The sequence below is a fragment of the Streptomyces sp. N50 genome (assembly GCF_033335955.1).
Classification (GTDB): domain Bacteria; phylum Actinomycetota; class Actinomycetes; order Streptomycetales; family Streptomycetaceae; genus Streptomyces.
In genome coordinates this window covers 2,051,685-2,072,490 of the sequence record NZ_CP137549.1, presented here as the reverse complement: position 1 = coordinate 2,072,490, position 20,806 = coordinate 2,051,685, and the positions used below count along the sequence as shown (strand labels likewise).

General features: G+C 69.1%; 13 protein-coding genes. 6 read left to right on the top strand and 7 right to left on the bottom strand.

All coding sequences use genetic code 11. From position 1 onward, the window contains the following. Window positions 1-13: 13 nt before the first annotated feature. Complete coding sequence (locus tag R2B38_RS08875) at window positions 14-1,114, bottom strand: ADP-ribosylglycohydrolase family protein (RefSeq protein WP_318015733.1); 1,101 nt, start codon at window positions 1,112-1,114, stop codon at window positions 14-16. Window positions 1,115-1,394: 280 nt separating this feature from the next. Here R2B38_RS08875 and R2B38_RS08870 point away from each other — a divergent pair, with 280 nt between their 5' ends. From R2B38_RS08870 to R2B38_RS08860, 3 genes are all read left to right on the top strand, one after another. Beyond that, on the top strand, window positions 1,395-2,126 hold the full coding sequence (locus R2B38_RS08870; RefSeq protein ID WP_318015732.1) for a VIT1/CCC1 transporter family protein: 732 nt from the start codon (window positions 1,395-1,397) through the stop codon (window positions 2,124-2,126). Window positions 2,127-2,491: 365 nt separating this feature from the next. Then, a complete protein-coding gene (gene gltB / locus R2B38_RS08865) occupies window positions 2,492-7,087 on the top strand; it encodes a glutamate synthase large subunit (protein ID WP_318015731.1) in 4,596 nt (1,531 codons plus the stop codon). Continuing rightward, entirely contained in the window at window positions 7,080-8,543 is a 1,464-nt protein-coding gene (locus tag R2B38_RS08860; RefSeq protein ID WP_318015730.1) for a glutamate synthase subunit beta, read from the top strand. The genes gltB and R2B38_RS08860 overlap by 8 nt, the downstream gene beginning before the upstream one ends. Window positions 8,544-8,639: 96 nt before the next feature. On the opposite strand, the gene R2B38_RS08855 is transcribed toward R2B38_RS08860, so the two are convergent. The 4 genes from R2B38_RS08855 to R2B38_RS08840 form a co-directional block, all read right to left on the bottom strand. Next, complete coding sequence (locus tag R2B38_RS08855) at window positions 8,640-9,098, bottom strand: hypothetical protein (protein ID WP_318015729.1); 459 nt, start codon at window positions 9,096-9,098, stop codon at window positions 8,640-8,642. Between the two features lie 8 nt (window positions 9,099-9,106). Further along, entirely contained in the window at window positions 9,107-9,439 is a 333-nt protein-coding gene (locus R2B38_RS08850; protein ID WP_318015728.1) for a hypothetical protein, read from the bottom strand. Beyond that, window positions 9,436-14,679: a caspase family protein gene (locus tag R2B38_RS08845; protein ID WP_318015727.1), complete on the bottom strand. Its 5,244-nt coding sequence runs from the start codon at window positions 14,677-14,679 to the stop codon at window positions 9,436-9,438. The genes R2B38_RS08850 and R2B38_RS08845 overlap by 4 nt, the downstream gene beginning before the upstream one ends. A 78-nt stretch (window positions 14,680-14,757) precedes the next feature. Then, on the bottom strand, window positions 14,758-15,594 hold the full coding sequence (locus R2B38_RS08840; protein ID WP_318015726.1) for a chitosanase: 837 nt from the start codon (window positions 15,592-15,594) through the stop codon (window positions 14,758-14,760). A gap of 115 nt (window positions 15,595-15,709) precedes the next feature. Here R2B38_RS08840 and R2B38_RS08835 point away from each other — a divergent pair, with 115 nt between their 5' ends. Genes R2B38_RS08835 through R2B38_RS08825 form a run of 3 tightly spaced genes read left to right on the top strand, consistent with a single transcriptional unit; the run spans window position 15,710 to window position 18,719 of the window. Next, complete coding sequence (locus R2B38_RS08835; RefSeq protein WP_318015725.1) at window positions 15,710-16,429, top strand: VWA domain-containing protein; 720 nt, start codon at window positions 15,710-15,712, stop codon at window positions 16,427-16,429. After that, window positions 16,426-16,986: a HutD family protein gene (locus R2B38_RS08830; protein ID WP_318015724.1), complete on the top strand. Its 561-nt coding sequence runs from the start codon at window positions 16,426-16,428 to the stop codon at window positions 16,984-16,986. Before R2B38_RS08835 ends, R2B38_RS08830 begins: the two co-directional genes overlap by 4 nt. Window positions 16,987-17,039: 53 nt before the next feature. Then, window positions 17,040-18,719, top strand: a complete 1,680-nt coding sequence (locus R2B38_RS08825) for a cytochrome bc complex cytochrome b subunit (RefSeq protein ID WP_318015723.1) — start codon at window positions 17,040-17,042, stop codon at window positions 18,717-18,719. On the opposite strand, the gene R2B38_RS08820 is transcribed toward R2B38_RS08825, so the two are convergent. Together R2B38_RS08820 and R2B38_RS08815 are read right to left on the bottom strand one after the other, a co-directional pair. Beyond that, on the bottom strand, window positions 18,694-19,662 hold the full coding sequence (locus R2B38_RS08820; RefSeq protein ID WP_318015722.1) for an acyl-CoA dehydrogenase family protein: 969 nt from the start codon (window positions 19,660-19,662) through the stop codon (window positions 18,694-18,696). The two genes, R2B38_RS08825 and R2B38_RS08820, sit on opposite strands and share 26 nt — an antisense overlap. Further along, the gene (locus R2B38_RS08815; protein ID WP_318015721.1) at window positions 19,662-20,801 is read right to left on the bottom strand and encodes an acyl-CoA dehydrogenase family protein; all 1,140 of its coding nucleotides are present in this window, start codon (window positions 20,799-20,801) and stop codon (window positions 19,662-19,664) included. Before R2B38_RS08815 ends, R2B38_RS08820 begins: the two co-directional genes overlap by 1 nt. Window positions 20,802-20,806: the final 5 nt, after the last annotated feature.

Genomic DNA, 20,806 nt, shown 5'->3' with positions numbered 1-20,806 from the left:
TTCTCCTCGTGGCTCACAGCTGCACCTCGTCCTCATCCGCAGCCAGCACGTACTCCCGCTGATCCCGCTGATCCCGCTGATCGCGTCGCACCACGCCCCCCGTGCCCCACTTCCCGCCCTCCCCCGGAACCAGCAACTCCGCGATGTCCAGCACATGGTGGCCCGCCATCGCCGGTAGGCAACTGCCCTTCGCTGGGCCGATCGCCGATGCCCAGTCGGGCGGGATCGCGGACGCGCCCCGGGTCGCGCCTGCCAGGGCGCCTGCCACCGCGGCCGTCGTATCCGCGTCCCTCCCCATGTTCACCGCCGTGAGGACCGACTCCACGAAGTCGCCGTCCGCTGCGGCGTATGCGCCGAACGCCAGGGCTACCGCCTCCGGGGCCAGGTCTGTCCACGGGTAGCCGCCGATGACCACCGCGGAGCGGACCGCTCGTTCGCCTCGGTGGGCCACCGCCACCGCTCGGCGCAGGGAGCGGGCTGTCCAGGAGTCGTCCGGGACCACCGCCAGGGCGGAAGCGACGACCGCGATCGTCGGCGCTCCCGCCATCGCCGCCGCCACGCCCGCCGCGACCGCCTGGCCGCCGTAGATGCCCTCGCCGTCGTGGCTCACCGAACCGTCGATCGCGACCAGCCGGGCCGCTTCCGCCGGGCGGCCCGCCGCGAAGACGCCGAAAGGGGCCGCGCGCATGGCCAGGCCGTCGCTCCAGGCGTGGCGGTGTTGGGCGGAGATGGGGGCCGCCAGGCCCCGGCGGAGGTTCTCCAGGGTGCCTCGTTCGCTGAAGCCCGCTCCGCGGAACGGGCCCTCGTCGCGGTCCGCGATCCACTCGTGCCAGGCCGCCTCCACGTGGGTCGGTGTGAGGGCCGAGCCGTGGCGGGCCAGGAGGAGGCCGGAGAAGATCGCGTACTCCGTGTCGTCCGTGCCGGCCGGGTTCTCCGCGACGTAGCCCGTGATGCGGCCCCAACGGGCGCGGATCTCCGAGGGCTTCATGTTTTCCGCCGGTGCGCCTAGGGCGTCTCCCACCGCCAGGCCGAGCAGCGCGCCGCGCGCCCGTTCGCGGAGTTCGGTGGCGTTCTTGGGCGCCGGGACCGGGGGAATGCAGGCGATCGATGCCATACGCGGCCTCTCCTACGGGGTTCCCTCAGGGCGCCTCAGGGCGCGGAACCCTTTGCGGATGTCTCCCACGGGAGGCCTTCGGCAGAGCCTGACGGAGTGCAGCGTCACCCGGTCGACATCTGAAGCCCCCTCGTCACGGATGAGCGTTCGAGGGCAAAGGTGCAGGTTAGCCCAACCTTTCCTTGCTGGAGGGCGGGAAATGAAAGGCGTATGTTCAGTGTTGTCGAAGAGTAGAACTTGTCTAAAGTTAGCCTCACCTTAGCTTTCTGGGGGATCACGCATGGCCATCATCGAGACCGAAGCGACGCTCCACGAGGCGCACCGCGACAACCACACCCACCGGGATGTGAACGGCGGTTGGCTGCGCCCCGCGGTGTTCGGCGCGATGGACGGTCTCGTCTCCAACCTCGCTCTGATGACCGGTGTCGTCGGTGGTGCCGTCAGTCATCAGACCGTCGTCATCACCGGGCTGGCCGGGCTCGCCGCCGGTGCCTTCTCCATGGCGGCCGGTGAGTACACCTCCGTCGCCTCCCAGCGCGAGCTGGTCGAGGCCGAGCTGGAGGTCGAGCGGCGCGAGCTGCGCAAGCACCCGGAGGACGAGGAAGAGGAGCTCGCTTCCCTCTATGAGAGTCGTGGGGTCGAGGCCGCGCTCGCCCGTGAAGTTGCCCGGCAGCTTTCGCGCGATCCTGAGCAGGCCCTTGAGATACATGCCCGCGAGGAGCTGGGCATCGACCCCGGTGATCTGCCCTCCCCGCTCGTCGCCGCCGTCTCGTCCTTCGGGGCGTTCGCGCTGGGTGCGCTGCTTCCCGTGCTGCCGTTCCTGCTCGGGGCGACCTCGCTGTGGCCGGCGCTGCTGCTCGCGCTCGTCGGGCTGTTCGGGTGCGGTGCCGTGGTGGCCCGGGTGACCGCGCGGACCTGGTGGTTCAGTGGGGTTCGGCAGCTCGCGCTGGGGGGTGCGGCGGCCGGTGTGACGTACGCCCTGGGCACCTTGTTCGGAACGGTCGTAGGATAGCTCGACGCGCACTTATGCGTTGGGTCGCATAAGTAGCCGTTACTCGCTGGTTTCGAACGCTTAACCACTGGGCATGAGCCGTAAGCGCTGTGGGCAATGACGCTCGCGGCGCACCCGCGGGATGGGCTACGACGCTCCCTCTGCCCTGGACCGACGGACATCGATCTGTCCGTTTTGGCCCCCTTCACCTTCACCGCTTGTGCGGTGCACCGCCGCGACCCCGTGGCGTCCGCATGTTGGAACGGAGTATCCGGTTCCCGAGAACCGTTCCATCATGTAACCTGCACGAAATTTTGCGCTAACTCGCAGAGGGCCAACGTCGTCCCTATGCCCATGCATATGCCACGACGACGACGGGAGAGCCGATGCGTACGCCGCGCCAGCCGTCCCAGCACACCGCGAATGGCCAGAACTGGTCCTTCATGGATGCTCGCCCTGCCGCGCAGGGTATGTACGACCCCCGCAACGAGCACGACGCCTGTGGCGTCGGCTTCGTGGCCACCCTCACCGGCGAGGCGAGCCACGCGCTGGTCGAGCAGGCGCTCACCGTGCTGCGCAACCTGGAGCACCGCGGTGCGACGGGTGCCGAGCCCGACTCGGGCGACGGCGCGGGCATCCTGTCCCAGGTGCCGGACGCCTTCTTCCGAGAGGTGACCGGATTCGACCTCCCCGCCGCCGGTGGATACGCGGTCGGCATCGCCTTCCTGCCCGAGGACGGCGCCGACGCGATCGTCTCGCAGGTTGAGACGATCGCCGTAGAGGAAGGCCTCACGGTTCTCGGGTGGCGTGAGGTTCCGACCGCGCCCGAACTCCTTGGTGCCACGGCCCGCTCCACCATGCCGCTGTTCCGTCAGCTCTTCGTGAGCGACGGCGAGACCCAGGGCATCGACCTCGACCGCAAGGCCTTCGCGCTGCGCAAGCGCGCCGAGCGGGAGGCCGGTGTCTACTTCCCGTCGCTCTCCGCGCGAACCATCGTCTACAAGGGCATGCTGACCACCGGCCAGCTGGAGCCCTTCTTCCCGGACCTGTCCGACCGGCGCTTCGCCTCCGCGATCTCGCTCGTGCACTCCCGGTTCTCCACGAACACCTTCCCGTCGTGGCCGCTCGCCCACCCGTACCGCTTCGTCGCGCACAACGGCGAGATCAACACGGTCAAGGGCAACCGCAACTGGATGGCGGCCCGCGAGTCCCAGATCGCCTCCGACCTCTTCGGCGACCAGGACAAGATCGACCGGATCTTCCCGATCTGCACGCCCGAGGCCTCCGACTCCGCGTCCTTCGACGAGGTGCTGGAACTCCTCCACCTCGGTGGGCGGTCGCTGCCGCACTCCGTGCTGATGATGATCCCGGAGGCGTGGGAGAACCACGACTCCATGGACCCGGCCCGCCGTGCCTTCTACCAGTTCCACGCCACGATGATGGAGCCCTGGGACGGCCCGGCCTGCGTCACCTTCACCGACGGCACCCAGGTCGGCGCGGTCCTCGACCGCAACGGCCTGCGCCCCGGCCGCTACTGGGTCACCGACGACGGCCTCGTCGTCCTCGGCTCAGAGGTCGGCGTCCTCGACATCGACCCCGCGAAGGTCGTCCGCAAGGGCCGCCTCCAGCCCGGCCGCATGTTCCTCGTGGACACCGCCGAGCACCGCATCATCGAGGACGACGAGATCAAGGCCGGCCTCGCCGCCGAGAAGCCGTACGCCGACTGGCTCGAAGCCGGCGAGATCGAGCTGTCCGACCTGCCCGAGCGCGAGCACATCGTGCACACGCACGCCTCGGTCACCCGCCGCCAGCAGACCTTCGGCTACACCGAGGAGGAGCTGCGCGTCATCCTCGCGCCGATGGCCAAGGCCGGTGCGGAGCCGATCGGTTCGATGGGCACCGACTCGCCGATCGCCGCGCTGTCCGCCCGGCCCCGGCTGCTCTTCGACTACTTCACCCAGCTGTTCGCGCAGGTCACCAACCCGCCGCTGGACGCGATCCGCGAGGAGCTCGTGACCTCGCTGCGCTCGTCCCTCGGTCCCGCGAGCAACCTGCTGGAGCCGACGGCCGCGTCCTGTCGTAGCGTCACCCTGCCCTTCCCGGTGATCGACAACGACGAGCTGGCCAAGCTCATCCACATCAACGCCGACGGCGACATGCCCGGCATGAAGGCCGCGACCCTCTCCGGCCTGTACCGCGTCTCCGGCGGCGGCGACGCCCTCGCCGCCCGCCTCGCCGAGATCTGCACCGAGGCCGACGCCGCGATCGAGAACGGTGCCCGGCTGATCGTCCTCTCGGACCGGCACTCCGACGCCGAGCACGCGCCGATCCCCTCGCTGCTGCTCACCGCCGCCGTCCACCACCACCTCATCCGCACCAAGCAGCGCACCCAGGTGGGCCTGCTGGTCGAGGCCGGTGACGTCCGCGAGGTCCACCACGTCGCCCTGCTCATCGGCTTCGGCGCCGCGGCCGTCAACCCGTACCTGGCGATGGAGTCCGTCGAGGACCTCGTCCGCGCGGGCACCTTCCTCACCGACATCGAGGCCGAGCAGGCCATCCGGAACCTGATCTACGCGCTCGGCAAGGGCGTCCTGAAGGTCATGTCCAAGATGGGCATCTCGACGGTCGCCTCCTACCGTGGCGCCCAGGTCTTCGAAGCGGTCGGCCTGGACGAGCAGTTCGTCAACAGCTACTTCAGCGGTACGGCCACCAAGATCGGCGGCGTCGGCATCGACGTCATCGCCAAGGAGGTCGCCGCCCGCCACGCGAAGGCGTACCCGGCCAGCGGCATCGCGCCCGCGCACCGCGCCCTCGACATAGGCGGCGAGTACCAGTGGCGCCGCGAGGGCGAGCCGCACCTGTTCGACCCGGAGACGGTCTTCCGCCTCCAGCACTCGACGCGCACCAACCGCTACGACATCTTCAAGAAGTACACGGACCGCGTGAACGAGCAGTCCGAGCGGCTGATGACGCTGCGCGGCCTCTTCGGCTTCAAGTCGGACCGCCCGTCGATCTCGATCGACGAGGTCGAGCCCGTCTCGGAGATCGTCAAGCGCTTCTCCACCGGCGCCATGTCGTACGGCTCCATCTCCCTGGAGGCGCACGAGACGCTCGCCATCGCCATGAACCAGCTGGGCGGCAAGTCCAACACCGGTGAGGGCGGCGAGGACGCGGACCGGCTCTACGACCCGGCCCGGCGCAGCGCCATCAAGCAGGTCGCCTCCGGCCGCTTCGGCGTCACCTCCGAGTACCTGGTCAACGCGGACGACATCCAGATCAAGATGGCCCAGGGCGCGAAGCCGGGTGAGGGCGGGCAGTTGCCCGGCCACAAGGTCTACCCGTGGGTCGCGAAGACCCGGCACAGCACCCCCGGCGTCGGTCTCATCTCCCCGCCGCCGCACCACGACATCTACTCCATCGAAGACCTCGCCCAGCTGATCCACGACCTGAAGAACGCGAACCCGCAGGCGCGGATCCACGTGAAGCTGGTCTCCGAGGTCGGTGTCGGCACGGTCGCCGCCGGTGTGTCGAAGGCGCACGCGGACGTCGTGCTCATCTCCGGCCACGACGGCGGTACGGGCGCATCGCCGCTCACCTCGCTCAAGCACGCGGGCGGACCTTGGGAGTTGGGCCTCGCCGAGACCCAACAGACCTTGCTGCTCAACGGACTTCGCGACCGGATCGTCGTCCAGACCGACGGTCAGCTGAAGACCGGCCGTGACGTCGTCATCGCCGCGCTGCTCGGCGCCGAGGAGTTCGGTTTCGCGACCGCGCCGCTCGTCGTCTCCGGCTGCGTCATGATGCGCGTCTGTCACCTCGACACCTGCCCGGTAGGCATCGCCACCCAGAACCCGGTGCTGCGCGACCGGTTCGCGGGCAAGGCCGAATACGTCGTGAACTTCTTCCAGTTCATCGCCGAAGAGGTCCGCGAGATCCTCGCCGAGCTGGGCTTCCGCACCATCGAGGAAGCCGTCGGCAAGGCGGGCACGCTGGACGTCGAGCGGGCCGTGGACCACTGGAAGGCGCAGGGCCTGGACCTCGCCCCCCTCTTCTACGTCCCCGAACTCCCGGACGGCGCAGCCCTCCACCAGGTCATCAAGCAGGACCACGGCCTGGAGAAGGCGCTCGACAACGAGCTGATCAAGCTCGCCGCCGACGCCCTGGCCGCGTCCAGCGCCACCGACGCCCAGCCGGTCCGCGCGCAGGTCGCGATCCGCAACATCAACCGCACGGTCGGCACCATGCTCGGCCACGAGGTGACGAAGAAGTTCGGCGGGGCGGGTCTGCCCGACGACACCATCGACATCACCTTCACCGGCTCGGCCGGCCAGTCCTTCGGCGCCTTCCTCCCGCGCGGTGTCACGCTGCGTCTGGAGGGCGACGCCAACGACTATGTGGGCAAGGGCCTTTCGGGCGGCCGGGTGATCGTCCGCCCCGACCGGGGCGCCGACCACCTCGCCGAGTTCTCCACCATCGCGGGCAACACCATCGCCTACGGCGCGACCGGCGGCGAACTGTTCCTGCGCGGGCGGACCGGTGAGCGGTTCTGTGTCCGCAACTCCGGTGCCACGGTGGTCTCCGAGGGTGTGGGCGACCACGGCTGCGAGTACATGACCGGCGGCCGGGCGGTCGTGCTGGGCGAGACCGGCCGCAACTTCGCGGCGGGCATGTCCGGGGGCATCGCCTACGTCATCGACCTGAACCCCGACAACGTGAACGTCGGAAACGCGGGCGCCGTGGGCGAGTTGGACGACACCGACAAGCAGTGGCTGCACGACGTGGTGCGCCGGCACGCCGAGGAGACCGCCTCGACGGTCGCCGAGAAGCTGCTCGCCGAGTGGACCGTGTCCGTGGAGCGCTTCAGCAAGATCATCCCCAGCGCATACAAGGCAGTGCTCGCCGCCAAGGACGCCGCTGAGCAAGCGGGTCTCTCCGAGACCGAGATCACCGAGAAGATGATGGAGGCGGCGATCAATGGCTGACCCGAAGGGCTTTCTGAACCACGGGCGCGAGGTCGCCAAGTCCCGCCCCGTGGACGTCCGGTTGAAGGACTGGAACGAGGTCTACGTCCCCGGTTCGCTGCTGCCGATCATCGGCAAGCAGGCCAGCCGGTGCATGGACTGCGGTATCCCGTTCTGCCACAACGGCTGTCCGCTGGGGAACCTGATCCCCGAGTGGAACGACTACGCGTACCGCGAGGACTGGACGGCGGCGTCGGAGCGCCTCCACGCCACCAACAACTTCCCTGAGTTCACCGGGCGGTTGTGCCCGGCTCCCTGCGAGGCGGCCTGTGTGCTGGGCATCAACCAGCCGCCGGTCACCATCAAGAACGTCGAGGTCTCCATCATCGACAAGGCGTGGGAGACGGGCGACGTCGCCCCGCAGGCTCCCGAGCGCCTCTCCGGCAAGACCGTCGCGGTCATCGGCTCGGGCCCGGCGGGCCTCGCCGCCGCGCAGCAGCTCACGCGGGCGGGCCACACGGTCGCGGTGTACGAGCGCGCGGACCGCATCGGCGGCCTCCTGCGCTACGGCATCCCCGAGTTCAAGATGGAGAAGCGGCACATCAACCGCCGTATCGAGCAGATGCGCGCGGAGGGCACCCGCTTCCGTACGGGCATCGAGATCGGCGTCGACCTCAAGGCCACCGACCTCCGCAAGCGCTACGACGCGGTCGTCATCGCCGCCGGCTCCACCACCGCGCGTGATCTCCCCGTCCCCGGGCGGGAGTTGACCGGCGTCTACCAGGCGATGGAGTACCTGCCCCTCTCGAACAAGGTCCAGGAAGGCGACTACGTCACCGCCCCGGTCTCGGCCGAGGGCAAGCACGTCGTCGTCATCGGCGGCGGCGACACCGGCGCGGACTGTGTCGGTACGGCGCACCGCCAAGGCGCCGCGTCCGTCACGCAGTTGGAGATCATGCCCCGCCCGGGCGACGAGCGGAACGCGGTCGCGCAGCCTTGGCCGACCTTCCCGATGCTCTACAAGGTGACCTCCGCGCACGAGGAGGGCGGTGAGCGGGTCTACTCCGTCAACACCACCCACTTCGAGGGCGACGAGGACGGCAACGTCCAGTGGCTGCACCTCGTCGAGGTCGAGTTCGTCGAGGGCAAGCTGACCCAGAAGCCCGGCACCGAGCGCAAGATCCCGGCCCAACTGGTCACGCTGGCCATGGGGTTCACCGGCACCGACCGCGAGAACGGCCTGGTCGACCAGTTCGCCCTGGGCCTCGACGAGCGCGGCAACATCGCCCGCGACGCCGACTTCCAGACCAACGTCCCCGGCGTCTTCGTCGCCGGCGACGCGGGCCGCGGCCAGTCCCTCATCGTCTGGGCCATCGCGGAGGGCCGCTCGGCCGCCCGCGGAGTCGACCGCTTCCTGACCGGGGCCAGCGAACTGCCGGCCCCGATCCGGCCGACGGACCGGGCGTTGATGGTCTGACGGTCCACCGAAAAACGTCCGCACAATGACGTGCGGAGCACGAGACGGCGCCTGCCTTGTCCCCGACCGGACCCGGCAGGCGCCGCCGTATGTTCGCTAGGTCCCCGGTACGGTCCAGGTGACGATCACTGCGGCGGCGATCGCCAGTACGCCCGACAGGCCGAGCCAGCGGGCGGCTTCGACCAGACGCCACACCTCCCGGGTGCGCCTGCGTTCGTAGCGCAGGAGGGTGCCGGGCTCCGCGAGGATCTCGACTCCGGGTCGGCCGTGCACCGCCAGGACGCTGGACCAGGAAGCGGCGATCAGCGACAGAAAACCTACGATGAGCAGCGCGACTACCGCCCAGCGCGTGCTGCCGGCCATCTTGGTGACGTTCTCCTGGCCCTTCAGGACGAAGACGGCCGTCAGGAGTCCGGTCAGCGAGGACAGGTAGGTGCGATATCCCTCTGCCTGCTGGAGCGCGCGGGCCAACTGCCGGTGCGGGTCGCTCAGTTCGTCGGCTCTGCGCTCGGCGTCCTGCAACTGCTCGACCGTGAACTCGTTACTGAAAGCCATGGACCCGCTCAGCCTCCGTCGCCTGTCGTGGCCTGGGGCCGGGCGAGCCTCAGCATGGCTCCGCAGCCGGCCGGTACGTTCGCCGGACGCGGCATGTGCAGGCTCGCGCACCGGCAACTGCTGTACCAGATGTCGGCGTCGGACTTCTCTCGCCGGTCCCGGAAGCCACCCTTGGGGATGGGCGGCTGGATGTAGGCGTACGTCACCGTCATGGAGCAACCGCAGACGGGGCAGTCGCCCGTCCCCGCCCACGTGGGGTGGTCCTCTGTTCCTCGTTTCTCCCACTGGAAGGTGAGGACGGAGTCGTACGGGACGACTCGGTACTGGACGGGTGCGCTCATGGGCGGGCGTCCTCTCTGCTGAGCCGGGCGGACGGGATCCTGGGGGGCGGCAACCGCAGACCGAACAGTCCGGCGTAGCGGTGCAGTCGTTCGGTCACCTGTGCTTCGTCGAGGTCGGTCTCCTCCGCGCACAGACTGATGTGGTCCGAGGTCACCGTGCCCGACAGGGCGGGGGCCCGGCCGGTGAGGTGTTCGGTGAGCAGGACGACATCGCGCCAGTCCGGGGTGAGCGCCTCCGTGTCACCGTCGGGAGGGGTGACGGTGACCTCAAGACCCAGGCAGCGCAGAGGGGCGTAGCGCTGGTAGGTCTCGCCGAGGGTCCAGCCGAACCGGCCTGCGACCAGGACGAGTTCGAGCGGGCCGAGGACTCCGGGGCCGAGGAGGCCCTTGTCGAAGGCGGCGTGGTCGAAGCGGTCGGGGAAGAAGTCCGTGAGGGCCTCGACTTCGGGATCCCGGAAGTCGCCTGGCGGTGCAGGAGCGCCCAGCGGAATGAAGACGGCGAGTTGCTTGACGGACGTCGCGAGCGGGAGGCGGCTGAAGTCGGCGTGTTCCAGGAGGTCGGAGAGGGTGAGCCGGTCGCGGAAACGTGTGGCCCCCTGCTCCTGCATCAGAATGTAGACATCGATGGCGGTGGCCCGCAGGTGCAGGGTTTCGGGCGGAGGCTGGTCGATTGCCAACGGTAGGTCGGTGGACAGCTCGGACAGCTCGCTCATCACTGTTGCAAGGTCGGCTCCCTCCGTCGTGGTGAGGCCCAATAGGAAGGCGAGGGAGACACCGTCCTCGTCGAAGTCGCCGCCGATGTCGGTGTAAGTGGGGGAAGGGAGGGCCAGGCCGTTCGGATATGCGGTGAGCAGGTGATGTCGGCCCATCGCCTGACGTTCCAGCGCCTTGGCGTCTGCCGTCCCCCAGTCGATCAACCCACAGGAGCCCAATGCCCTTACTGCTTGCGGGAGTTCGTCCATCTTGTGGCCGTTGTAGTGGAAGAGGCCCACGATTTCCCACGGACGGAACAACCGTCTGCTTTGTTCGGCTGCCTCGGGGGCGCTGGCGAGCCAGTCGGGTACGAGCCAGTCGGGTACGAGCCAGTCGGCTGCCTTGTCCGGGATGTCCGGCACGATGATTCCTGTGACCGCAGTGGCGGCCATGATGCGCCGTGCCAGGTCGCCCAAAGGCTGCTGCAATTTAACTGAGATGTGCAAGATGTCGTGCATGTTCAGTATGCCTTCGTACCATGGAGCGGTGCGGTTGTGCTCACCGGAGAGCAGGAGCCTCTGGTCGGCCGGCAGGGTGTCCGTCTGTTGCGCTTGCGCGGTTGGAGGCTGCTCCAGGGTCAGGCCGAGTGGGGCGAGCCGCTCGATGTGTTCGACGAGGTCTTGCAGCGGGCAGGACGGTTCGGCGCGACTGAGTAGATCGACGGGACGCACGGTTCCCGGCAGCCAGTTCGGCCGCAGCTCCCAGGGGCTGCTGGCGGGGGTGTCGCTGTATGCGAAACGCCTGAGATCGTCTTGGGTGGCGCGTTCGGCGGCGAGCGTGACGTCTAGTACGGGAGGAGGTGGGATTGCGGGGTCCACGAGCCGCAACTCGGGTAGCAGATCAGCCACTTCGCCCAGGGGTAGATCGTGGAGCGCCGAGATGGCGAGCAACGGAGTGTGCGGGGCCGGCGCCCCATCCGTGCGCAGATGATCACTGCGGCGTCGGCGCGTCCGGAAGGAGCCGAAGGTGTCCTCGGTGAAGCGGCGGGTCCACTCCGACATGCCCTTGTACGCGGCATATAGGTCTGCGGCGGGCCGGCTCGGACGTATATCGCCCAGTCGACAGATGTCCTCGGCCTCGGGCACGATCACACCGGCGATGGCGTAACGGCGCACGGCACGTAGCGCCTCTCGGACCGACCGCTCCGACTGGGCGGCGGCCTGGAGGACTGTTACCCAGCCCCATGGTGCGTCCTGCTGGAACAACAAGGCGTCCAAGCCGGCAGGGGCCGGGTAGCCCGCAGGCGCGAAGCTACTTTCCTGCTGACGGATGCCCAATCGAGTGAATTGCCAGCTCTCGAACAGAATGCCTTCGTATGGGCGGCTGTCGTCCAACGACTGTCTCCGGAATGCGGTGTGCATCACAAGGGCATCGCACGGGAAGCACCCGACATCCCGCAGCAGCAGGCGTTCCTTCCCCAGCCGTTCGTCGTAGTCCGACGCTCCCAATACCGCCACGGTTTCTACGGGTAGAGCGTCGAGCACCGCTACCGCCACCTGAGGCGCCTCCCGGGCCAGCTCCCACAACCACCGCAGCGACACCTCCTCGCACCCGGCGACGGCTTGCGGGACGCCGTTCAGCAGTTCCTGGAGTGCCAGCCGGTCGTCGTACTCCAGCAATTGGTTGCGGTTCACGCTCGGCACCGGGCTGTGCCGTTCCCGCAGGTTGAGCACCTGTCCGTAGAGTTCCGGCGCGTCAGGGATGACGACGCCGTCCAGCAGGAACTGGCCCTCGCCCTGGACCAGCCACGCGTCCTCGCCCGCCCGCATCGGGGTGTTCTGCCAGCGGTCGCGCGGTTCCAGGGTGTCCGGCGTCCACCGGTACTCGCGCAGTACCTGGCCGTCCTCGGCCAACTCGTGGGCGCTCACCTCTTGTTCGGTCACCCACAGCAGTTCGCGGAGGGTGTGTACGAGAGAGGGCCGTTTCTCGTTCTCGCGCGGTTCGGCCAGATACAGGCGGACCACGGTGCCGCCGCTCTCGGGAACCTCGCCGTCGTCCGTGGTGTTGATGCGCAGCAGACCGGAGCCGGACTGGATGTCCGCACGCAGCCGTTCGCTGTCCGCCCGGCCTCGCTGGTCGACCGGGTTGGTCCACACGACGACCTCGTCGGCGAGCATGAAGTAGCTGAACACCCCGATGCCGAAACGGGAGTTCATCGGTTGGTGGGGCAGCTTGGCCCGGCGCCAGTTGCGCCGCTCCAGCACGAAGTCCGGATCCTGTTCGTAGCGTCGGCCCGCCCGGGCGAACATCGAGGTGAGCTTGGCGCGGTTCATGCCGGCGCCGTCGTCCGCGCACTGGATGTACGGGCGCATGCCGTCCATTCCCTGGGTGAAGACGATCCGGCCGGGCCAGGGCGCCTTGCCGTCGTACTGGCGCCGCATGTTCCGTACCCGGCAGGCGTCCAGCGCGTTCTGGTACAGCTCACGGACCGCGAGCATCCGGTCGCCGTACAGCTGGGTGCCCATCAGGAGGGGACGGATCTCGTCCTCGGCCAGGCGGAAGCGTTCCAGGGGTTCGGCGTAACGGCCGCCGAGCGCATGCAACTGACCCGTGGTCACCCGGGCCGGCAGTCCGCGCAACAGCGGCTGGGTCGCGGAGTCCTGGCGGAACGCCCGCACTGTGGCGTCGGCAGCGGCGACCAGTTCCTCCAGGGCGGCGTGCAGGGCCGGATGGGCGCAGTCGAAGCGGATGGCGAGACTGTGGGTCTCCTGGGTAGGGCCCTCGTCTTCGTCGTAGTCGAGACCGGTGCCGAGGGCCTCGACGGTCTCTGCGGGCTTCAGCGGTTCGCGGGCGCCCAGGTGGTCGACGAGCACGCTGGACAGGCGGCGTGGATCGGCGGCGAGCAGGCCCGCCGTCCACAGCAGCCGGGCGAGTTGAGGGCCGCGCCACCGGTTGCCGCGCACAGGACGCCAGTCGCGGCCGTCGTCCCAGGTGTCCGAATGCCGACTGTCGTTGATACGAGGACTGGTGCCAGGCTTGACCGTCAGGTGGCCGATGACCTGGCGCACTCGGCGGTCGATCTCCTGCCGGGCCTCTTCGGTGCGCGGCCCTGCGGCGGGCGTCTCGGCGGCGGCCTCGATGGCCTCCACCGTCCCCCTGATCAGCTCGTGGACCGGTGTGTACACGGAATCCCGCTCCCACAGCGGGTCCCAGTCGGCGATGAACCGGTGCCGCAGCCAGTGATCGGCGGCGACGGCCTCCTCCTTGAAGCCGCGCCGGTGGAGTGTCTCGGTCGTGCGCAGGACGAGACCGTAGGCCCGGCAGACGTCACGGGCGGCGTCCCGCACCAGGCTCCGGTGGTCATGGTCGTTCCTGCTGGAGTCCCGCCCGCGGGGTCCGGGATCGAAGTGAGTGGGGAGCTGGGCCCGCAGATCCTCGAGCCCGGTGGCCACAGCCCCTTCGTAGACCACGGTCGCGGCCAGCAGGCATGCGGTCTCGGCGGGGGACAGTTGCTCGTCCGCACGCAGACTGGCGCGTCGTACCAGGTCGGAGAGCCGGTTCTCGACCCGGATCGGATAGCGCGGGTCGCGCCATGGATCGGCGCGGTGGGCACCGGTGCCAAGACAACTGTCGGCGACGGACTCGACCAGCTGCTCCAGCCGACGTGTGATCTGCTCGTGGACTCCGGCCTCACCCGACGTGTGCCGCCACAGCTCGGATTCCCGGATGGCCCGGATCCACTCCGTTGTCAGCCGCGAGCCCTCACAGATCACCGGGTTGGGCAGTTGCGCGGCGCCCTGAGGAGCGAGCGGTCTCAGGTCCAGGGCGGTCGGCGGTGCGATGTGGGGGTATGCCTGGGCCGTCTCCCGAAGCTGGGTGTTCGTGTATTGGACGACGTCGTAGAACGTGGTGGGCGGAGTGTCCCGGGAGAGCGCTTTGGCCAGGGCCCGGGCGAACCAGCTGCCCTCGACCGGGTCCGTGTACGAGCGCTGTCCCGGACCGCAGCTGTACAGCAGGTAGGCGTTCCTGCCGCCCGGGACCAGCACTGTCTCCGGAGCGCCGGTGTGGTCGGGTTGTGAGGTGCGGCAGGTGTCCAGGCACACGATGGCGTCGACGCTGGGTGGCAGGCTGCTCAGCAGTTCGCTCGCATCTGCCTTGAGGAGCGTGCTGGCCAACAGCCCTGGGCTGCCGTCGTCGAACATCCGGCCGGGTTGGCTGTCCGAGAGAACTAGATGATCACGTCCCCGGATCGTCTCACCGTGACAGGAGATGTAGAGGAACGCCGTGTCACCGGGGGCGCACCGTTCGAAGAAGTGGGACACCCTGCCGAGCACCGGGCCGCGTCCGGTCTTCTCGCACTCCGTCTCGATGAGATAGCCCGATCCCAGCAGCGCGTCACGCACGAGTGCTACGTCGGTCTCGGCGGAGGCGAGCGGTGGATACCGGTCCGCGAGGTCACCGTGCTCGGCGAGGAACGGTGTGTCCTTCACACCGATCAACAGGGCACGCCGTGTCCCGACCGCTTCCGTGTGCTGTCCAGGCTCCACCCGCCCCGTCCTCCCCTGACCGCGCGCAGGACCGCATCATCGCAGAAGTGATCGGCGGTGACGGCGAGTTGGCGGAGGTCACGGCACCTTGTACGTCTCCCCATACACCTTCCACACCAACGGCGTCCGCAGCTCCAGGTTCCCCTCCTCCAGGAACTTCCGCTGGGCCGTGTCGATGCGGGTGGTGTCGATGCCGGGGTGCTTGGCCCGCATCGTGGCGCGGCGGACGTCGAGGAAGGCGCTCAGGTAGGCCTTCTCGGAGCCGCCTTCGGCAGGGGGTTTGGCCCGTTGCAGCGCGCGCTCCCGGATGCCGTAGAAGCCGTCCGTGCCGGGACCGTGGAAGACGATCGCGTCGTAGTAGATGAACTGGCCGAGCGGGCCCAGGCCGTCTCGTTTCGCCGCGCTGACCGCGGGGTCGAAGTAGATGCGGTCGCGCTCCGCGTCCTGCGCCGCCTGGAAGGCCGGGACCTTCGCCTCGGCGCGCCACGCGGCCGGGAAGCCGGGGTCCAGGCCCTCGTGGGAGGCCGTGCCGTCGACCTTGCGCAGGGCGGGGAGGTAGCGGGCCAGGCCGTTGTCCGGGTGGGCGGCGGTGTAGCGCTCGACCAGGACGAGGAGGTCGTGGGTGCCGGTGCAGAAGCCGATGATGCCCGCGGTGTAGCCCTGTCCGTCGCCGATGTCCTGCACATAGCCGTACGCGCTGCGCCAGTCGAGCGTCGAGTTCTCGGCGCTGGCCACCAGCTCCTGGGCGAGGTTCTTCATGGCCGGCGCGGCCAGGCCCTCGGGTGCTCTGCGCTCTGTCGCGGCGGACGGGTGGGCGGGCCGCGGGTCGGTGTGGGCGGTGGGTGAGAGGCCGTAGGCCGTCGCTGCGATGGCGACGGGCACGGTGGCGAGCATCAGGACGCCGGCGCGTTTCATGGGCCCAGCGTAAGGGCGGTTACGTCCGTTATTTCGGGGGTTGAGGGGACAATGCGCCTGCCGGAGCTCCGTGGCGTAATCTCGATCCTTTCACCGTGATCCGAAGGGAGCCTCCGTGGCCGCGATCTCGCTCAGCAAGGTCGAGGAGACCGCGCCCGCGCTGGTCAGCCTGTACAAGAGCGCCGGAGTCTCGCTGCGCAAGCACGGCCTGGACGGGCAGCGCGCCGCCGTTTATCTCGTGGTCGACTACTCGGGTTCCATGAAGCCGTACTACAAGGACGGCAGCGTCCAGGCCCTGGCCGACCGGGTGTTGGGCCTCTCGGCGCACCTCGACGACGACGGAACCGTGCCGGTCATATTCTTCTCGACCGACGTCGACGCCGTCACGGACATCGCGCTCGCCGACCACCAGGGGCGTATCGAACGGATCGTGGCCGGGCTCGGGCACATGGGCAAGACCAGTTACCACCTGGCCATGGACGCCGTCATCGACCACTACCTCGACAGCGGTGCCAAGGACCCCGCCCTCGTCGTCTTCCAGACCGACGGCGGTCCGATCAACAAGCTCGCCGCGGAACGGTACTTGTGCAAGGCGGCCAAGCTCCCGCTGTTCTGGCAGTTCGTCGGGTTCGGCGACGCGAAGAGCAAGCAGTTCGAATTCCTGCGCAAACTCGACGAGTTGGCGGTGCCGCAGAAGCGGGAGATCGACAACGCGGGCTTTTTCCATGCCGGTTCGGATCCGCTGAAGATGTCCGACGCCGAGCTCTACGACCGGCTCGTGGGCGAGTTCCCGCAGTGGCTGGCTACGGCACGGGAGCGGGGGTTCGTCCAGTGATCCGCGCCCTGCCCGCCTCGGCCCGAACTGCCGTGCCCTGGAAGAACGGTGGCGGTGTCACCCGCGAGATCGCCGCCTGGCCCGAGGGCTCGGGCATGGACGACTTCGCGTGGCGGGTGAGCCTCGCCGAGGTCGCGGCGGACGGCCCGTTCTCGGCCTTCCCCGACATCGACCGGACCCTGACCGTCGTCGAGGGCGCGGGCATGGATCTGACGGTGGGCGGCGAACGGTGGCTGGTCAACACCCGTTATGAACCAAGGGACTTCAGGGGTGACGTGCCGACCGACTGCCGGTTGCTGGACGGGCCGGTGGTCAATCTGAACGTCATGTGGCGCCGGGGAGCGGGTTCTACTGCCCCTACGGTCGCCGTCGTCAGAGGGCGGCTGCGTCTGAGCGCGAGCACGCTGGTCGTGGCACTCGACGGGACCGCCGAGGTCGCCGGGCTGACTCTCCAGCCTTACGACGCGGTGCAGTTGGGCGACGAGGCGGTGCTGCACGCCCAGGGACGTGCGGCCGTGATCGGGCTGCCGATGCCTGCTGACGCACCGTTGGCTTAGCCCGGACCTCGTGGCACCCTGTGGGGTGATCCGACGGGGAGGGCGGCCAACGTATGGACGGCGCACGATCGGTGAACGGATCGGCGAACGGCGGCCGGTCGACGAACGGAGCGGTGGGTGCCGGACGGCCCGCCGAGGCCGGTAAAGGGGAGAAGCTCGCCGACTGGGCGGACGGGCGGCTCGGGCTGTACGCGATCGCCAAGTCCAATATGCGCAAGGTCTTCCCGGACCACTGGTCCTTCATGCTCGGCGAGATCTGCCTCTACAGCTTCCTCATCCTGATCCTCACCGGCGTCTATCTCACCCTGTTCTTCGAGCCGAGCGGCGTCGAGGTCATCTACCACGGTTCGTACGCGCCGTTGAACGGCATCCCGATGACCCGGGCGTTCGAGTCCACGCTCGACATCAGCTTCGACGTGCGCGGCGGCCTGCTGATCCGGCAGATCCACCACTGGGCGGCGGTCGTCTTCATCGCCGGCATGCTCATCCACATGATGCGGGTGTTCTTCACCGGCGCGTTCCGCAAGCCGCGCGAGATCAACTGGGTGTTCGGCTGGACCCTGTTGTTCCTCGGCATCATCACCGGGCTGACCGGCTACTCGCTCCCCGACGACCTCCTGTCCGGCACCGGCATCCGCTTCGCGGACGGCGCGATCCTGTCCGTGCCGATCGTGGGCACGTACATGTCGATGTTCCTGTTCGGCGGGGAGTTCCCGGGGCACGACATCATCTCGCGGCTCTTCCCGGTCCATGTCCTGCTGCTGCCGGGGATCATGCTGGGCCTGGTGGTCGCGCACCTGATCCTGGTCTTTTACCACAAGCACACCATGTATCCCGGGCCCGGACACAACCAGAAGTCCGTGGTCGGCATGCCGTTCCTGCCGGTCTACATGGCCAAGGCGGGCGGCTTCTTCTTCCTCGTCTTCGGCGTCCTCGCGATCATGGGCGGGATCGCCAGCATCAACCCCGTGTGGGCCTTCGGACCGTACCGGCCGGACCTGGTGACGACCGGCGCACAGCCCGACTGGTACCTCGGTTTCTCCGAGGGGCTGATCCGGGTGATGCCGGGATGGGAGCTCAACGCCTGGGGCCACACACTGGAGTTGGGCGTCTTCATCCCCTTCACGCTCTTCCCGCTGATCCTCGCCGCCATCGGCGCCTATCCCTTCATCGAGGCCTGGATCACCGGCGACAAACGCGAACACCACATCCTCGACCGGCCGCGCAACATGCCCGTGCGCACCGGGCTCGGCGTGGCCTGGCTCAGCCTGTACGCGGTGCTGCTGATCGGCGGCGGCAACGACGTCGTGGCCACGCATCTCAATCTCTCGATCAACGCGATCACCTGGTTCGTGCGGATCTCCTTCTTCGTCATGCCGGTCGCCGCGTTCCTGGTCACCAAACGCGTCTGCCTCGGGCTCCAACGCCGGGACCGGGACAAGGTGTTGCACGGCCGCGAGTCCGGCCTCATCAAGATGCTGCCGCACGGCGAGTACGTCGAGGTCCACGAACCCCTCACCCCGGACGAGCGGTTCAGGCTCACCCAGCACGAACAGGAACCGCCCTACGCGATCGGCCCGCTCGTCGACGCGAACGGCGTCGAGCGGCAGGTCAAGGGCGGCCAGCGGGTACGGGCCCGGCTCGCCAAGGCGATGTTCGGCCCCGAGGCCCGCATCCCCAAGCCGACGGCGGAGGAGTACAAGGAACTCACGAGCGGCGACCACCACCACTGAGACCGTCGAGCACGGCGGCCCGGCACTCGCCCGGGCTGCCCCAACTCGCCCGCAGGGCACGGGCCTTGGTCAGCCACAGCGACAGGTCGTACTCCGCCGTGTAACCGATCGCGCCGTGCAGCTGAAGCGCCGTACGGGCCGTCCGGTACGCCGCATCGCACGCCGTGACCTTCGCGGCGGCCACGTCGGACTCCGTCATGGTGAGCGCGGCACCGAAGAGCAGCGGGCGCGCGAACTCCAACGCGATCTTCGCGTCGGCCAGTTGATGCTTCACGGCCTGGAACGAGCCGACGGGCACCCCGAATTGGGTGCGCTGCTTGACGTAGGCCACGGTCCTGTCGAGCAACGCGAGCCCGACACCGAGAGCTTGGGCCGCGGTGGCGAGGCGGGCCCAGGTGAGGGCGTGGGCCAAGGACGGTTCCGGGGTGAGGAGTTCACCGCCGGGGAGGAGACGGGTGAGGCGGCGAGCGGGGTCGAGGGACGCACGCACCGGCCCGTGGCCGGGGGCCATCCGCAGACCGTCCCCGTCCCAGCACAGGCGCGTCGTCGCCACGTCCCCGTCCAGTGCGTACGACCCCGCAGAGGCCGCCGTCGCCATCACCTCACCCGACGCCAGCGCGGGCAACAGGCGCTTGGCCGGACCGGGTTCGGTCAGCAACGCGGCTGTCATGACCGTCTCCACCAGCGGCCCCGGAACCGCGTGCCGCCCCAACTCCACGAACGCCACGGAGAGTTCGACGGGCCGGGGTCCCAACCCCTCGTAGGCCTCCGGTATCGCCAGCGCGAACACCCCGGCCTCCGCGATACGGCGCCACAGCGCCCGCCCGCTCGTATGCTCGCCGCGACTCCACTCCCGTACGACCGACGGAGTGTTCGCAGCCGTCAGCATCGCGTTCAACGAGTCGGCGAACGCCCGCTGTTCGGGGTCGAGGAGGAAGCGCATCAGCGGCGGCCCTTCGGCAGGCCGAGCAGGCGCTCGGCGATGATGTCGCGCTGGATCTCGTTCGTACCGGCGTAGATGGGCCCGGCCAGGGAGAAGACATAACCCTCGGCCCAGTCGGTGTCCGCCAACTCGCCCTCCTCGCCGAGCAGTTCGAGGGCCGTCTCGTGCAGGGCGATGTCGTACTCGGACCAGAAGACCTTGTTCAGGCTGGATTCCGGGCCGATGGACTCGCCGTCGAGGAAACGGGAGGCGTTGGCGTAGGTGAAGAGCTGGTAGGCGCGGGCGCCGATCACCGCGTCGGCCACCCGGTCGTGTGTGGTCGGTGAACTGCCCTGCTGCCGCCAGAGGTTGAGAAGGCGGTCGGCGGCGGCGAGGAAGCGGCCGGGGGAGCGGAGGGTGAGGCCGCGTTCGTTGCCCGCGGTCGACATGGCGACCCGCCAGCCCTGGCCCGGTTCACCGATGACGTCCTCGTCGGGGACGAAGACGTCGTCCAGGAACAGTTCCGCGAAGGCGGGTTTGCCGTCCAGGCGGCCGATCGGGCGGACCGTGACGCCAGGTGCGCGCAGGTCGAACATCAGGTAGGTCAGGCCCTGGTGGGGTCTCGGGGTGTCGGGTTCGCTGCGGAACAGGCCGAACGCGCGGTCCGCGAAGGCTGCCCGCGACGACCACGTCTTCTGGCCGCTCAACAGCCAGCCCCCGTCGGTGCGTTCGGCCCGCGAGATGAGGGACGCGAGGTCGGACCCCGCCTCCGGCTCCGACCACGCCTGGGCCCAGACGACTTCACCAGTGGCCATCGAGGGCAGCACGCGCGCGCGTTGCTCCCGCGTGCCGTGGTCGAAGAGGGTCGGGGCGAGCAGGTTGATGCCGTTCTGGCCGACCCGGCCCGGCGCGCCCGCCGCGTAGTACTCCTCCTCGAACACCAGCCACCGCACGATGTCCACGCCCCGACCGCCGTACTCCTCCGGCCAGGACACCACCGACCAACGGTCCGCGGCGAGTTGGGCCTCCCAGACGCGGTGCGCGGCGAAGCCGTCGGCTGTTTCCAGGGAGGGGAGGGGCGTAGTCGGCACGTGCGCGCGCAGCCAGGCGCGGGCCTCGGCGCGGAACGCCTGCTGGTCGGGCGTGAAGTCGAGGTCCATGCGGC

Excerpts from the sequence above, each read along its gene's own strand:
- R2B38_RS08825 (WP_318015723.1), top strand. The coding sequence starts at position 17,040 with ATGGACGGCGCACGATCGGTGAACGGATCGGCGAACGGCGGCCGGTCG.
- R2B38_RS08875 (WP_318015733.1), bottom strand. The coding sequence starts at position 1,114 with ATGGCATCGATCGCCTGCATTCCCCCGGTCCCGGCGCCCAAGAACGCC.
- R2B38_RS08870 (WP_318015732.1), top strand. The coding sequence starts at position 1,395 with ATGGCCATCATCGAGACCGAAGCGACGCTCCACGAGGCGCACCGCGAC.
- R2B38_RS08815 (WP_318015721.1), bottom strand. The coding sequence starts at position 20,801 with ATGGACCTCGACTTCACGCCCGACCAGCAGGCGTTCCGCGCCGAGGCC.
- R2B38_RS08820 (WP_318015722.1), bottom strand. The coding sequence starts at position 19,662 with ATGCGCTTCCTCCTCGACCCCGAACAGCGGGCGTTCGCCGACTCGTTG.
- R2B38_RS08840 (WP_318015726.1), bottom strand. The coding sequence starts at position 15,594 with ATGAAACGCGCCGGCGTCCTGATGCTCGCCACCGTGCCCGTCGCCATC.
- gltB (WP_318015731.1), top strand. The coding sequence starts at position 2,492 with ATGCGTACGCCGCGCCAGCCGTCCCAGCACACCGCGAATGGCCAGAAC.
- R2B38_RS08860 (WP_318015730.1), top strand. The coding sequence starts at position 7,080 with ATGGCTGACCCGAAGGGCTTTCTGAACCACGGGCGCGAGGTCGCCAAG.
- R2B38_RS08850 (WP_318015728.1), bottom strand. The coding sequence starts at position 9,439 with ATGAGCGCACCCGTCCAGTACCGAGTCGTCCCGTACGACTCCGTCCTC.
- R2B38_RS08855 (WP_318015729.1), bottom strand. The coding sequence starts at position 9,098 with ATGGCTTTCAGTAACGAGTTCACGGTCGAGCAGTTGCAGGACGCCGAG.